This window comes from Pseudaquabacterium terrae (assembly GCF_013266755.1).
Taxonomy (GTDB): Bacteria; Pseudomonadota; Gammaproteobacteria; order Burkholderiales; family Burkholderiaceae_C; genus Pseudaquabacterium; species Pseudaquabacterium terrae.
This window is the reverse complement of the sequence record NZ_JABRWJ010000001.1, coordinates 161,464-175,365: the sequence shown is the minus strand read 5'-3', so window position 1 is coordinate 175,365 and position 13,902 is coordinate 161,464. Positions and strand designations below refer to the sequence as shown.

Here is a 13,902-nt window from a genome sequence, read left to right as displayed (position 1 = left end):
ATGGCCCTGGCACCCGAAGCGCAAGCCCGAGCAGCCATCGACACCTTGTTGACGGCGGCCGGCTGGGCCGTGCAGGACATGGTCGGCTTCAACCGGCATGCCGCCGAAGGCGTGGCGGTGCGCGAATTCCCCTTGCCGAGCGGACCGTGCGATTACCTGCTGTTTGTCGGTGGTAAGGCCTGTGGTGTGATCGAGGCCAAGAAGGCGGGCGTCACGCTCAGCGGCGTCGCCGAGCAGGCGGCGCGCTACATGCTGGACCTGCCCGCTCACTTGGCGCGTTGGGCAGACCGCCTGGTGTTCGACTACGAATCCACCGGCGACGAGACCTACTTCCGCGATACCCGCGACCCCAAGCCCCGCTCACGTCGCGTGTTTGCCTTTCACCAGCCGGCCACGCTGCACACCTGGCTGAACGAGGCCGACACGCTGCGGCAACGCCTGCGCCAGATGCCGCCGCTGGACGCGGCCGGCCTGCGTGACTGCCAGATCGACGCCATCACCGGCCTGGACACGTCGCTGGCCAATGACCGCCCACGCTCGCTGATCCAGATGGCCACCGGTGCGGGCAAGACCTTCACCGCCTGCAACTTCAGTTGGCGGCTGCTCAAGCACGCCAAGGCGCGACGCATCCTGTTCCTGGTGGACCGCAACAACCTGGGCGATCAGACGCTCAAGGAGTACCAGAACTTCGATCCACCGGGGGCCGCGCACAAGTTCGACAAGACCTACATCGTCCAGCACCTGCACGGCAATCGCATCGATCCCGATGCCAAGGTCGTCATCACCACGATCCAGCGCCTGTACGCCATGCTGCGCGGCGAGGAACTGGACGAGTCCGACGAGGAGAGGTCGGCATTCGAGACCTGGGGCGACGCCCGACCGAACAACGAGGCGGACGACGAAGCCGAACTGCGCCCGGTGGTCTACAACCCGCTGATCCCGGTCGAGCACTTCGACTTCATCGTCACCGACGAATGCCACCGCTCGATCTACGGCCTGTGGCGCCAGGTGCTGGAGTATTTCGACGCGCACCTCATCGGCCTGACGGCCACCCCCTCGGCGCACACGCTCGGCTTCTTCCAGCGCAACCTGGTGGCCGAGTACCCGTACGAGCAGTCGGTGGTCGATGGGGTGAACGTCGGCTTCGAGGTCTACCGCATTCGCACGCAGGTGACGGAGCAGGGCGGCACGGTGGACGCGAGCTACCACGTGCCGGTGCGCGACCGCCGCACCCGCGTGCTGCGCTACAAGCAGCTCGATGCCGACCTGCCCTATGTGCGGCAGGACCTCGACGCGTCGGTGACCGTGCCCGACCAGATCCGCCTGGTGCTGCAGACCTGGCGCGAAAAGCTCTTCACCGAGCTGTTCCCCGGCCGCAGCGGCCAGTGGGTGCCCAAGACGCTGATCTTCGCCAAGGACGACCACCACGCCGAGGAGATCGTCAAGGCCTGCTGGGACGTCTTCGGCCAGGGCAACGACTTCGCCAAGAAGATCACCTACCAGACCAGCGAGAAGCCCAAGGAACTGATCAAGGCCTTCCGCGTGGACCCCTTTCCGCGCATCGCCGTCACGGTGGACATGATCGCCACCGGCACCGACATCAAGCCGGTGGAATGCCTGATCTTCATGCGCGACGTGAAGAGCGAGAGCTACTTCGAGCAGATGAAGGGCCGCGGCGTGCGCACCATCCACGACGCCAGCCTGCAGCAGGTGACGCCCGACGCGCAGACCAAGACCCGCTTCGTGCTTATCGACGCGGTCGGCGTGACCGAGGGCAAGAAGACCTTGTCGCAGCCGATGGAGCGCAAGCGCACGGTGCCCTTCGACAAGCTGATCGACCAGATCGCGCAAGGCCGGCGCGACGAGAACGCGCTGTCATCGCTGGCCGCACGCCTGGCGGCACTGGACCGGCAGATCGACACCGAAGACCGCCAGCGCATCGAACAGGCGGCCCAGGGTTCCAGCCTGAAGGCCCTGGCACGCGGGCTGCTGGACGCCATCACGCCCGAGGTCATCGCTGCGGCGGTGATGCAGCGCCACGGCAGCGTCGAGACCGCCACGCCGGCGCAGCTGAAAGCCGTGGAAGCCGATCTGCGCGACACCGCCTGCGCGCCACTGGACGACCCTGATCTGCGCAACCTGATCAAGGCGATCAAGAAGAAGACCGACATCGTGATCGACGAGGGCACGCTCGATGCGCTGCACGTGGCGGAGTACGACAAGGGCCAGGCCGAGAAACGAACCACGTCGTTCAAGGCCTTCATCGAGACGCACAAGAACGAGTTGCTGGCGCTGCAGATCCTCTACAGCCAGCCCTACCCGAAGCGGCGCCTCACCTACGCCAGCATCCGCGAGCTGGCGGCCAAGCTCGCCGACCCGCCGCACCACCTGACGACGGCCGACGTGTGGCAAGCCTACAAGCGGCTGAACGCGGCGCTGGTGCGCGGCGCGCCCAGCGACAAGGTGCTGACCGACCTGATCAGCCTGGTGCGCTTTGCCACCGGCCAGGCGGAGGTGCTGGAGCCGCACGCGGCGCGCGTGGAGCAGCGCTTCAACCTGTGGATCGGGCGGCAGATCAAGGCAGGCAAGGTCTTCAGCGACGAGCAGATGGCGTGGCTGAAGGCGATCAAGGACTACCTGGCCGCGAACGTGGAAATTGCGCCGGCCGACTTGACCCGCGACCAGCCGTTCAGCGATTGGGGCGGGGTGGTGGCGGCGCGGCGATTGTTTGGAATGGAGTTGAACGGGATGTTGGATGAGTTGAGTGAGGTGTTGGTGGCATGAGCTCAGTTGACGTTCCGCTCGAGCAGCTTGTTGACGTAGTTCGCGGCGTTTCCTTTCCTACCACGGCAAAGCGCAAGGAAGCTGCGCCAGGACTGATCGCATGCCTCCGCACAACAAACGTTCAGGAGAGCGTGGAATGGGAAGACCTGCTTCACATTGACGAGAGCTATGTCCGAACGCCGGAACAGTTTGTGCGCGCCGGCGACATCCTCATCTCCATGTCGAACAGTCTCGACCTCGTGGGCAAGTGCGCTCTTGTCACCCAGATGCCACGCCAAGCGACCTTCGGGACATTCATCGCCGTTGTTCGACCGAAGGCGGGCGTCAATCCTCGCTACGTCTTTCACGCGATGCGATCGCCTGCGTTTAGAGCCCACATCAGGAATGCTGCTTCGACGACCACCAATATTTCGAACATCAACGCGTCGAAGCTTGTCGCAGCCACGGTGCCACTCTTCGGCTCGTCGAATTGCGACGCCATAGCTTCAAGAGTCGAAGGGCTCTTCAGCGAGATCGACGAAGGTGAGCGCGCGCTGGAGCGCGTGCAGAAGCTGGTGGAGCGCTACCGCCGGTCCGTCCTCAAGGCCGCCGTCACAGGTGAGCTGACGCGAATGTGGCGAACGCAGCACCTGCATGCCACGGAGCCAAGCGGCACACTGCTGGAGCAGGTTCTGCAGATGAGACGCAGGGCGCTGGGCGCCAGTGCCCGCCAGCCAACGGCGCCCGCGCATGCCAACGTCCCGGGCCTGGAGGAACTGCCCGAGGGCTGGTGCTGGGCCACCTTAGACCAGTTGACTACTCTCGTAACCAGCGGCTCGCGCGGCTGGAAGGACCTCTACTCGGAAACTGGAGCCACCTTCATTCGGGCCCAGAACATCAAGCATGACAGGCTGGAACTGGACGACGTGGCGTTTGTGAATTTGGAGGGCGTTAGCGACGGCCTGCGCACGAAGGTCACTCGCGACGATATCCTGATCACGATTACCGGCGCGAACGTCACCAAGGCGGCCCGCATAGATATTGACCTTGCGGATGCCTATGTGAGCCAGCATGTGGCGCTGGTGCGACCCGTTATCCCAGCGCTCTCGCGCTACCTCTACTACTGGACGGTTTCTTCGGCAAATGGGCGCGCGCAGTTGGTTGAGGCCGCCTATGGTGCCGGCAAGCCAGGATTGAGCCTTGAAGATTTGCGTTCTGTCGTCGTACCGCTTCCACCATTGAGCGAGCAGCTTCACATTGCTGAAGTCGTGGACGTCGAGCTCTCGCGCCTCGCGGCTTTGTCGGCGCAATACGAGACCAGCGCTGGTGCGGCGGCTGTGCTGCGACAAGCGGTGCTGAAGGCCGCCTTCTCCGGCCAACTCGTCCCCCAAGACCCCACCGACGAACCCGCCTCCGCTCTGCTCGCCCGCCTTGCCGAGCAGGCCGCGGACACCTCGGCCACAACTCCCCGCCGCGCGCCACGAACGCGATCCAAGGTCATCACCGCATGACCCGCACCGCCGAAGACCTGCTGCAGGAACTGCTGGCCGTTGACGAGTCCCACCGCATCGAGGCCAAGCGCGCGTCGCAGATCGACCGCTCGGTGATGGAGACGGTGGTGGCCTTCTCCAACGAACCCGGGCTGAGCGGCGGTCACCTGCTGCTCGGCGTGGAACGCGATCCGCAGGATCTGTTCGGTACCTCCTATCGCGTAACAGGCGTGGCCGACCCGGACAAGCTGCAGTCCGAACTGGCCAGCCAATGCGCCAGCATGCTCAACCGGCCGGTGCGGCCCCGCATCTCGGTCGAGACCGTGCGCGGCAAGACCGTGCTGGTGGTGTTCGTGCCCGAGGCCGCGGCGGCGGAGAAGCCGGTCTACCTCTCGCGCCTGGGCCTGCCCCGCGGGGCCTTCCGCCGGGTGGGCTCCACCGACCAGCAAGGCAGCGAGGACGACCTGGTGGCGCTGTACGCCGGCCACCAGATCGAGACCTTCGACGGCGCGGTGCTGCCCGACACCGACCTCTCCGATATCGACCCCTCCGCCGTGCAGGAGTACCGGCGCCTGCGCGAACGGGCCAATCCCAGTGCCGATGAACTGGCCTGGAGCGACGAGGAGCTGCTGCGATCCTTGAGCGCGGCGGTGCGGCAGGGTGACGAACTGCGCCCCACGGTGGCCGGGCTGCTGCTGTTCGGCACCGGGCCGGCACTGCGGCGCTGCTTTCCGATGATGCGCATCGACTACATCCGCGTGCCGGGCCGGCAATGGGTGGAAGACCCCGAACATCGCTTCGACACGCTGGAGGTCCGCGCCCCGCTGCTGGCGGCCATCCGGCGTGCCGAAGGTGCGGTGCGCGACGAGTTGATGCAGTCCTTCTCGCTGCCTGAAGGCGCACTTGCTCGCGAGGATGAACCGGCGCTGCCGTTGCGCGTGATCCGCGAGGCCATCGTCAACGCGGTGATGCACCGCAGCTACCGCATCCACGGCGCGATCCAGATCATCCGGTATGCCAACCGGCTGGAGGTGCGCAACCCGGGGCACTCGATCAAGGCCGAGGAGCAGCTCGGCGAGCCGGGCAGCGAGACCCGCAACCCGCGCATCGCCGCCGTGCTGCACGAAGTGAACGTGGCCGAGACCAAGGGCAGCGGCATCCGCGCGATGCGGGAGCTGATGCAGGCGCACGACCTGCTGCCGCCGACCTTCGAATCCACCCGCCGGCCCGACCAGTTCGTGGCCACCTTCCTGTTCCACCACTTCCTGGGGCCGGACGACCTGGCCTGGTTGCGCGCGTTGACGGCGGAGACGCTGTCCGACGAGGAGGCCCGCGCGCTGGTGGTCGTGCGCGAGCTGGGCGCCATCGACAACGCGGCCTACCGCAACGTCAACCGCACCGACACGCTCAACGCCTCGGTCCAACCTGCGCCGGCTGCGCGACCTGGGCCTGCTGGCCATGAAGGGCAGCGGCAGCCGCACCTACTACGTGCCCGGCCCTGGCTTCCTGCGCGCGGCGCCGGCGCCCGAGGCCTCCCACACCCCCCAGCCCGGCGCACAAACCCCCCAGGCAGATCGACAAACCCCCCAGCCCGGCGCACAAACCCCCCAGCTCAGCCGACAAACCCCCCAGGCACGGGCACCCATGCCCACAGAGCTCGCCCGGCGCCTGCCCGCGCCGGGCACCCGGCCCCGACAAGCCGTGCTGCATCAGTTGGTGCTCGACCTGTGCAGCTGGAAGCCGCACAGCGCCCGCGAGCTGGCGAGCCTGCTGGGGCGTCGTGACCACAAGCATCTGGTCAAGGAGTTGCTCAGTCCGATGGTGGCCCAGGGCCTGCTGGCCTTCACGATTCCGAGCATGGAAAAACACCCCGAGCAGCGCTACACGGCACGGGTGCCGACACTGCCCCCGCCCTGACCCCCGTTGTTTTCCGCAGCGTGAGAAAACAACCCGGATAGATCGGGAAATCCCTTTCGCGTCAAACACTTATGCCGGGCATTGTTTTCTCCGGCGCCTCCCATCCATGAGCACCGACCACACCGCCCTCGTCAGCAAAGTCTGGAACTACGCCCACGTCCTGCGCGACCAGGGCATCGGCTACGGCGACTACGTCGAGCAGATCACCTTCCTGCTGTTCCTGAAGATGGACCAGGAGCGCGCCGGGCTGCTGGGAGAGCCCAGCACCATCCCTGCCGCGTGGCGCTGGGACAAGCTGGCGCCGCTGGCCGGCGACGACCTGGAAATCCAGTACCGCCACGCGCTCGAAGCGCTGGCCCGCGAGAAGGGCCTGATCGGCACCATCTTCCGCGGCGCGCAGAACAAGCTCACCGACCCGGCGAAGTTGAAGCGCGTGGTGTCGCTGATCGACGCCGAGACATGGATCGGCATCGGCGTCGACGTGAAGGGCGCCATCTACGAAGGCCTGCTGGAGCGCAACGCCGCCGAGGTGAAGAGCGGTGCGGGCCAGTACTTCACGCCGCGCCCGCTGATCCAGGCCATGGTGCACGTGCTGAGCCCCCGCATCGGCGACACCGTGCACGATCCGGCCTGCGGCACCGGCGGCTTCCTGCTGTCCGCCTACGAGTACATGAAGGAGCACGGCGGGGCGCAGGCGCGCGACCGCACCGCGCAGCGCCGCCTGCGCGAACAGACCTTCAGCGGCAACGACATCGTCGACGAGGTGGTGCGCCTGTGCGCGATGAACCTCTACCTGCACGGCATCGGCAACGGCGAGAGCCCGATCCGCAGCACCGACGCGCTGGCCGCCGACCCCGGCGAGCGCTACGAGGTGATCCTTACCAACCCGCCCTTCGGCAAGAAGAGCAGCTACAAGGTGATCGGCGAAGACGGCGAGGTCGACACCGAGCGCGAGGACTACGAGCGCGAGGACTTCAAGTTCACCACCGGCAACAAGCAGCTCAACTTCATGCAGCACATCATGACGGTGATGAGCAGCAGCGGACGCGCCGGCGTGGTGCTGCCCGACAACGTGCTGTTCGAGGCCGGCAGTGCGGGTGAAGGCATCCGGCGGCGGCTGCTGGAGCAGTTCGACTTCCACACCCTGCTGCGCCTGCCCACCGGCATCTTCTACAAGCCGGGGGTGAAGGCCAACGTGCTGTTCTTCGACAAGCGGCCTCCGCGGGCCGATGGCAAGCCGAACACCAAGGCACTGTGGATCTACGACTTCCGCACCAACCTGCACTTCACCCTGAAGAAGAACCCGCTGCAGACCAGCGACCTGCAGGACTTCGTGGCGTGCTACCAGGTGGGGCAGATGGGCAAGCGGCGCGAGACCGAGCGCTTCAAGACGTTCCAGGTCGAAGATCTGCTGAAGCGCGACAAGCTGAACCTGGACATCTTCTGGCTGAAGGACGAGAGCCTGGACGACGTAGACAGCCTGCCGACGCCAGACGTCATCGCCGCCGAAATCGTCGAGAACCTTCAGGCGGCGCTCGAAGCCTTTCAGGCCGTGGCCGACGAGCTGGCGGTGAAGCGCTGAGCTCATCCCGGGACACCCGCGCGCCGTTCGCGGGCAGGGATCGCGCGGGCGAGCCTCGGCGGTTTCCAACCGTCACCAATCGCCGGTTCAGCGCGCTCCGGGCACGCCGAAGACGAAGGTGTCCCAGAGCCCTCAGGAGCTTAAGCGCCATGAACCAGCCCGCCCGCCAGCCGGCCGCCTTCGCCACCGCCAACCCGCATGCGCTGGCGACGATCCTCGAAGCCAGCCAGACGAAGAGCATCATCGCGTCGCGCGACATCTTCGACCTCTCCGGCACCAAGCTGTGGGCGCGCGACCAGCCGGTGTCCGCCACGCTGCAACGCAAGCTGCTCGACCGCCAGCTGCGCAACCCGCTCGAAAGCTGCCTGCTCGCCGAAGACGGCGTGACCACGCAGACGCTGGTGCAAGGCCTGCGCCGGCTGGTGGAGGGCACGACGCCGCTGGCCGCGCTGCTGCGCCCGCACGCGGCCCGGCTCGAGCGCGAGGTGCCGCAGCTGCCGCTGCACTCGGTGGTGCAGCTGCTGCTGACGGCCGGCCAGGCGTCGCGGCCCGAGAGCTTCGAGCACGCGCTGCAGGGCATGGCGCTGGCCGGTGCGCTGATGGCGGCGCAGGGCGGCTCCACCGCCGAGCTGCGGCTGGCGATGCTGTGCGGCCTGCTGCACGACCTGGGCGAGATGTACATCGCGCCGCACCACGGCGAAGCCGATGCCGACCGGGTCCTCGACGTGCAAAGCTACCAGCACCTGGTCGTGCACCCGCATGTCGGCCAACTGCTGCTGACGCAGCTCACCAACTACCCGGCGGCGATGGCGCGCGCGATCGGCGAGCACCATGAACGGCTCGATGGCTCGGGGTATCCGCACGGCTTGCAGCGCGACGCGGTGTCGCCGCTCGGCCGCCTGCTGGCGGTGACCGAGGCGGCGCTGGCCGTGCTGCGCGGCGAGCGGCCGTACCTGGCACGCATCAGCGTGGCGCTGCGCGTCGTGCCCGGCGAGTTCGATCTCGGCTGGGTCGGCCGCATCGCCGAGGCCGCACGCTGCGAACCCGAACTGCACCCGGCGCTGAAGACCGCCGACGTGCGCATGCGCCTGGCCCGGCTGGACGCGGCGCTGGAGGCCGCGCAGGACGGCGTGGCCGCGGCCAAGGGCGAGGCGAAAGCGCCGGCGCTGGCCGATGCGCTCGGCCTCGCGCAGCACCTGCTCGGCCGGCTGCGCACCGGCTGGTATGCCAGCGGCCTGTGGAGCGCCGATGCCCTGGGCAACGCGCACGACACGGCCGAGGTCGAGGCGGTGGAGGACGAGCTGTTCTTCCGCCTGCAGGCCATCGAGCGCGCGGCGCGGCTGCGCGCGGGCACGCTGCCGGAGGCCGATGCGCAGGTGCTGGAGCGCTTGTGCGAGGACCTGCGGGCCTATTCCGGCTGAGTCTTGCAGCCAAGGGACGCGGCACTGTCCGACGTCCATCCCTGTTCCCCTCCGAGGTGGCGCCGCTGCGCGTTGACGCACAGTCGACGCAACGCCAGTCGTCAGAACGGCGACCACCCCCGAGGGCACATCAGGAGTTTCAACATGGCAACGAAGAAATCGAAGAGTTCCGACAGCCGTTCGCGCAGCACGTCCGACCGCGCTGCCGCCAAGAAGAGCGACGCCAAGTCGTCGAACGGCCAGGCGCAGGCCTCGAGCAAGCGAAGCAGCCAGGGTGGCGAGAAGAAGTCGACACGCAGCGCGAGCAAGTAGAAGTCAAAAGAGGTGCCAAGGCCCGCAGCGTGTGCTGCGGGCCTTTTTTACTCAGGCTGCAGCGAGGTCGACTCAGCGGCTGCCGCTGCCGGACCCGCGGCCGCCCTGCTGGGCAGACCCGCCGCCGCTCTTGCCGGCTTCACCCTTGCTCGCCTTGCCGGCCTCGCTGCCCTTGCCGGCCTCGCTGCCCTTGCCGGCCTCGCTGCCCTTGCCGGCCTCGCTGCCCTTGCCGGCCTCGCTGCCTTTGCCGGCCTCGTTGCCCTTGCCGGTCTTGTTGCTGGCTTCGCTGGCGTCTTCCTCCTGGCCGCCTTGGCTGCCGCGGCTCCTGGCACCGGCTTCGCGCGCTTCTTCGGAGGTGAACTCGTGCGCGTTGCCGCTGGCGTGAGCGGCCTTGCCGCCCTGAGAAGCAATGGCGCGTTGCTTCTCGTCGTCCATGCCCGCGAACCCCTGGCCCGAGGTGCCGGACGGTGAGTCGCCACTGCCGCTGCTGCGGTCGCTGCCCTTGCTGTCCTGGTTCTTGGCCTGACTGCCGGCGCCCTTGGCGCCGCCCTGATTGTTGCCGCCTCGACTGCCCTGATTTCCTTGCGCCATTTCCAACTCCTGAATCCGAGGATGGCCGTTCATTCCGGAATGGATGAATCGACATCGTCGCGGGGGGACTTGGCAAGGGGTGTGCCTCGTCATGAATGCAATGCTGAAGCGGGCCGCGGCGCGCTCAGGCGCGCGTTACCGGCGATGCGGTGCTGTCAGGGCCGCCTGCGAACGGCGTGCCCAGCGTAGGACCGGGACCACAGCCGCTCGCGGCGCACGACCACCGGCGTGCCGAACCGCCTCCCGTACCGTGGACGCTCCGTTTTTGAAACAGGAACCGACATGGCCAATCCATGGTTGAAGAAGAACCCCTTCATGAGCATGTGGCTCAGCGGGGCCAACGCGGCCGCCGGCTCGCTGCGCGGCCATGCCGCGGCACAGGCCAAACGCCAGACCACGACCGCGATCACGAAGGCCACGCGGGACATTTTCGACATCTGGACGGCAGGCCTCATGCCGGCGCCGGTCAAGACGCGCAAGCGCAGGCGCTAGTGCGCAAGCGCTGGCGGATCGGGCCGCCTCGGGGGAAACCCCTGAAGGGCAAATAGATAGTCATCGCTATATTTCCTCCGCAACGGAGGAGATCCCGCCATGACCCGGTTTCGCCCGCGCCTGTCGCGGATCGCCTTGGGGCTGCTTGCCCTGCCGTCCGGCATCGCCTGGGCGCAGGCGCCCGAGCAGGTGATCGTCACCGCCCAAAGCCGCAGCCAGCAGGCGCAGACGGTGCCGATCTCGATGCAGGTGCTGTCGCCCGACGAGGTGCGCAAGCTCGGCGCCAGCAACCTGGCCGACCTGAACGGCTACCTGCCGGGCTTCACGATCGACAACACGCAAGCGACGCAGCCGATGTTCTCGCTGCGCGGCATCGGCACCGAAGACTTCCTGATCGGCACCGACAGCCCGGTCGGCTTCTACGTCGACGGCGTCTACACCGGCAAGACCGGCGGCGCGCTGCTGAACTTCAACGACCTGAAGCGCATCGAGGTGCTCAAGGGCCCGCAGGGCACGCTGTTCGGCCGCAACAGCGCGGGCGGCGCGATCTCGGTGATCACCAACGCACCGGCCGCCGCCTTCGCCGCCAACGGCCTGGTGCGCGCCGGCAACCACGGCGCGCGGCAGGCGCAGGCGATGCTGAACCAGCCGCTCGGCGAAAACTTCGCGCTGCGCATGAGCGCGGTGGCCCAGCGCTCGAACGGCTGGGCGCGCGATGCCGGCAGCGGCCAGCGCGAGGGCGGCGACGACGCCTGGGGCGCGCGCATCGCGCTGCGCTGGAGCCCGAGCGATGCGACCAGCGCGACCTTGACGCTGGAGCACGAGAAGCTCGATCAGCGCGCGCGCCCGGCCTTCGGCATCGTCGCCGAGCCGCCCGCGGGCAGTGCGCCGCCGTTTCCCGCAGACCCGGCGCGCCACCTCGATCCGTTGCGTGCGCCGCTCTACAGCGATGTCGAGGGCAACCGCGAGGCGCGTGACTTCGACGGCGCAACGCTGCGCATCCACCACGCGCTCGGCTGGGCCGATTTCTCGTCGACCACCGCCGGGCGGCACTTCCGCTCGCTCAATCGCCAGGACAACGACGGCACGCGCCGCTTCGAAACACGGCTTGAAACGGCCAACATCGAGGCCAATACCACCTGGCAGCAGGAATTCCGCCTCGCCGGCAAACGCGGCGCGTTCGACTGGGTCGCGGGCTTGAGCTTCTTCTCCGAACGGGCCGAGCAGACCAGCGACATCCTGACCAACACGAGCTCGCTCGACACGCTGTTCGGCAACGTCGCCGGGCTGCCCGCGTTCAGCACCGTCAACCTGCTGTCGCAGTTGCTCGGCCTCGAAGGCATCGATCTGCTCGGCCAGCCGTGGAACGAGGCGATGCACAACCGCGCACGCAACCGCGCCGCAGCCCTGTACGGCGACGTGATCTGGCAATGGACGCCGGCGACGCGCCTGACCGCCGGCTTGAGGCTGACGCGCGACCACAAGCGCTTCTCGTGGTCCAGCCCGCCGCGCCGGGCGCCGGGACTCGATGCGCAGCTCGATGCACTGGACGCGGCGGGCTTCTTCCCCGGGCTGGTCGAGGCCGGCGCGCTGACGCCCGAAGAGGCCGGCGCCCTGCAGGCCGTGATGCGCCAGAGCCAGCTGCTCGACAGCCGCGGCGCCGAAGCCGCGCCGGTGCAGGTCGAGCGGCGCTGGACCGATGCCAGCCCGCGCCTGGTGCTCGACCAGCAGCTCGGCCGCGACTGGATGGGCTACGCATCGTGGACGCGCGGCTACCAGGCCGGCGGCTTCAACGGCCTGGCGGTCAACGGCCGCTACGAGCCGGAGAAGGTGGTCAACGTCGAGCTCGGGCTCAAGGGCGGCTGGCCGGCGCAGGGCGTGCTGTTGAACGCCGCGCTGTTCCACTACCGCTTCACGAACCTGCAGACGCTGGACCTCGTGCCCTCGGCGAACCAGGCCGGCATCCCGGCCTACCAGGTGACGGTCAGCGACCAGCGGGCGACCGGCCTGGATGTCGAGGGCCAGTGGGCGCCGAGCCGCGCGTGGCGCTTCTTCGGCAGCGCCGAATGGATCAATCAGACCTACCGCCGCCATCAAGCGCCCGACGGCAGCAACGCCGCGGGCGTCGCGACCGGCACGCCGCGCCTTTCCGCCGCTGGCGGTGTCGAAGGGCGCTGGCCGCTGGCCGGCGGGCAGTTCTCGGCGCGCCTGTCGGCGGCCTACACCGGCGCGCGGCGCTGCAATGCCGATACACGCGTTCAGGGCACCTGCCTGGAGACGCCGGCGTTCCGCGTCGGCGGTGCGCGCGAGCGGCTCGATGGCCGGCTCGGCTGGGACTCGGCCGACGGCCGCTTCGGCGTCGCGCTGATCGCCAACAACCTGCTCGACAAGCGCTACGTCACGCGGCTGTGGACCCTCAGCGAAGGCCTCGGCACGCCGTACGTGACGCTGACACCGCCGCGCAGCGTGCTGCTCGAGCTGCGGGCGTCGATCTGACGAATGTCTGCCCCCAGCTCACTGCGTTCGCGGCCCCCGAGGGGCGCTCAGCCGGCTTGGGAGCGGCCCGGCGCCGGCTGCTCAGCCGCGCCGCACCACCACCACCTGGCTCGCGATCATCGACGCCAGCGTCGTGCCGACCGCCTGCGCATCGAGCGCGGGGTCGTCGAACAGCATCTCGGTCGTCGCGTACGAGGCCTCGACCGACAGCCGCGCGAGCACGCGAACGCGCTCGCGGTCCGCCTCGGGCCAGGCGCTCATGAAGGCCGCCTCGATCAGGCCGGTGACCTGGCGGTGCGATCCGATGCGCACCTCCTGCAGCGCCGGCACCGCGCGCAGCGCGCGCGTGATCCACACGCCGCCCGGGGCCTGCTGCGTCAGCTCCAGCGTCTGCGCGAACAGCACCAGCACGCTGCGCTCGAAGGCCGGCCGCGGCAGCTTCATCGTCTGCGGCGTCGCCCAGGCGGCGAGCAGCTCGTTCTGCACCGCCATCAACCGCTCGCCGAGCTCGCGCAGCAGCGCGTACTTGTTCGGGAAATAGCGGTACAGCGCCGGCGGCGTCAGGCCGGCGCGCTCGCAGACGAGGTTGGTCGACAGCCGCTCGATGCCGAGCTCGCCCAGCAGCTCGGCGGTGACCGCGAGGATGCGTTCGAAGGTGTCCTGCGCGCGCTCCTGGCGCGGGCGCGCCTTGGCCTCGAGGTCGGGGCCGGCGGCGGGCGGGGCAGCGCTGCGGCGGCGCGGGCGGGTCGTTGCCATGGATACGCTGGCATTGTGGTGCGCCGGGATTCGATTGAAATGGTAGTTATCACTATGGATATGCGCGACGACGAGGGGCGGC

Annotated in this window: 10 protein-coding genes; 8 read left to right on the top strand and 2 right to left on the bottom strand. The window is 68.4% G+C overall.

The features are described from left to right. The 6 genes from HLB44_RS00835 to HLB44_RS00810 all read left to right on the top strand — a co-directional run bounded on the left by HLB44_RS00835 (position 1) and on the right by HLB44_RS00810 (position 9,485). Positions 1 to 2,784: a type I restriction endonuclease subunit R gene (locus HLB44_RS00835; RefSeq protein WP_173119631.1), complete on the top strand. Its 2,784-nt coding sequence runs from the start codon at positions 1 to 3 to the stop codon at positions 2,782 to 2,784. Further along, complete coding sequence (locus HLB44_RS00830; RefSeq protein ID WP_173119629.1) at positions 2,781 to 4,274, top strand: restriction endonuclease subunit S; 1,494 nt, start codon at positions 2,781 to 2,783, stop codon at positions 4,272 to 4,274. The genes HLB44_RS00835 and HLB44_RS00830 overlap by 4 nt, the downstream gene beginning before the upstream one ends. Next, positions 4,271 to 6,037 (top strand): ATP-binding protein, encoded by a 1,767-nt coding sequence (locus HLB44_RS00825; protein ID WP_173119627.1) that lies wholly within the window; start codon positions 4,271 to 4,273, stop codon positions 6,035 to 6,037. The genes HLB44_RS00830 and HLB44_RS00825 overlap by 4 nt, the downstream gene beginning before the upstream one ends. A gap of 239 nt (positions 6,038 to 6,276) precedes the next feature. Beyond that, the gene (locus HLB44_RS00820; RefSeq protein WP_173119625.1) at positions 6,277 to 7,752 is read left to right on the top strand and encodes a class I SAM-dependent DNA methyltransferase; all 1,476 of its coding nucleotides are present in this window, start codon (positions 6,277 to 6,279) and stop codon (positions 7,750 to 7,752) included. 149 nt (positions 7,753 to 7,901) lie between these two features. Continuing rightward, positions 7,902 to 9,173, top strand: coding sequence for an HD-GYP domain-containing protein (locus HLB44_RS00815; protein ID WP_173119623.1), 1,272 nt, complete (start codon positions 7,902 to 7,904; stop codon positions 9,171 to 9,173). A 144-nt stretch (positions 9,174 to 9,317) separates the two neighbouring features. Next, the gene (locus HLB44_RS00810; RefSeq protein ID WP_173119621.1) at positions 9,318 to 9,485 is read left to right on the top strand and encodes a hypothetical protein; all 168 of its coding nucleotides are present in this window, start codon (positions 9,318 to 9,320) and stop codon (positions 9,483 to 9,485) included. 72 nt (positions 9,486 to 9,557) lie between these two features. Here HLB44_RS00810 and HLB44_RS38100 read toward each other — a convergent pair whose 3' ends face one another. Next, positions 9,558 to 10,076: a KGG domain-containing protein gene (locus HLB44_RS38100; protein WP_343051192.1), complete on the bottom strand. Its 519-nt coding sequence runs from the start codon at positions 10,074 to 10,076 to the stop codon at positions 9,558 to 9,560. Positions 10,077 to 10,358: 282 nt separating this feature from the next. On the opposite strand from HLB44_RS38100, the gene HLB44_RS00800 reads away from it, so the two are divergent. Together HLB44_RS00800 and HLB44_RS00795 are read left to right on the top strand one after the other, a co-directional pair. After that, positions 10,359 to 10,568 carry a hypothetical protein gene (locus HLB44_RS00800; protein WP_173119619.1) on the top strand — a complete coding sequence of 70 codons (210 nt, stop codon included), beginning with the start codon at positions 10,359 to 10,361 and terminating at the stop codon, positions 10,566 to 10,568. 99 nt (positions 10,569 to 10,667) lie between these two features. Next, positions 10,668 to 13,064 (top strand): TonB-dependent receptor, encoded by a 2,397-nt coding sequence (locus tag HLB44_RS00795; RefSeq protein WP_173119617.1) that lies wholly within the window; start codon positions 10,668 to 10,670, stop codon positions 13,062 to 13,064. 81 nt (positions 13,065 to 13,145) lie between these two features. Here the strand turns inward: HLB44_RS00795 and HLB44_RS00790 are convergent, their stop codons facing one another. Further along, positions 13,146 to 13,820, bottom strand: a complete 675-nt coding sequence (locus tag HLB44_RS00790) for a TetR/AcrR family transcriptional regulator (protein WP_173119615.1) — start codon at positions 13,818 to 13,820, stop codon at positions 13,146 to 13,148. Between the last annotated feature and the right edge of the window lie 82 nt (positions 13,821 to 13,902).

What these genes read in the sequence shown, in the direction of transcription:
- HLB44_RS00820 (WP_173119625.1), top strand. Translation starts at nt 6,277, where the DNA reads ATGAGCACCGACCACACCGCCCTCGTCAGCAAAGTCTGGAACTACGCC.
- HLB44_RS00835 (WP_173119631.1), top strand. Translation starts at nt 1, where the DNA reads ATGGCCCTGGCACCCGAAGCGCAAGCCCGAGCAGCCATCGACACCTTG.
- HLB44_RS00825 (WP_173119627.1), top strand. Translation starts at nt 4,271, where the DNA reads ATGACCCGCACCGCCGAAGACCTGCTGCAGGAACTGCTGGCCGTTGAC.
- HLB44_RS00815 (WP_173119623.1), top strand. Translation starts at nt 7,902, where the DNA reads ATGAACCAGCCCGCCCGCCAGCCGGCCGCCTTCGCCACCGCCAACCCG.
- HLB44_RS38100 (WP_343051192.1), bottom strand. Translation starts at nt 10,076, where the DNA reads ATGGCGCAAGGAAATCAGGGCAGTCGAGGCGGCAACAATCAGGGCGGC.
- HLB44_RS00800 (WP_173119619.1), top strand. Translation starts at nt 10,359, where the DNA reads ATGGCCAATCCATGGTTGAAGAAGAACCCCTTCATGAGCATGTGGCTC.
- HLB44_RS00830 (WP_173119629.1), top strand. Translation starts at nt 2,781, where the DNA reads ATGAGCTCAGTTGACGTTCCGCTCGAGCAGCTTGTTGACGTAGTTCGC.
- HLB44_RS00795 (WP_173119617.1), top strand. Translation starts at nt 10,668, where the DNA reads ATGACCCGGTTTCGCCCGCGCCTGTCGCGGATCGCCTTGGGGCTGCTT.
- HLB44_RS00790 (WP_173119615.1), bottom strand. Translation starts at nt 13,820, where the DNA reads ATGGCAACGACCCGCCCGCGCCGCCGCAGCGCTGCCCCGCCCGCCGCC.
- HLB44_RS00810 (WP_173119621.1), top strand. Translation starts at nt 9,318, where the DNA reads ATGGCAACGAAGAAATCGAAGAGTTCCGACAGCCGTTCGCGCAGCACG.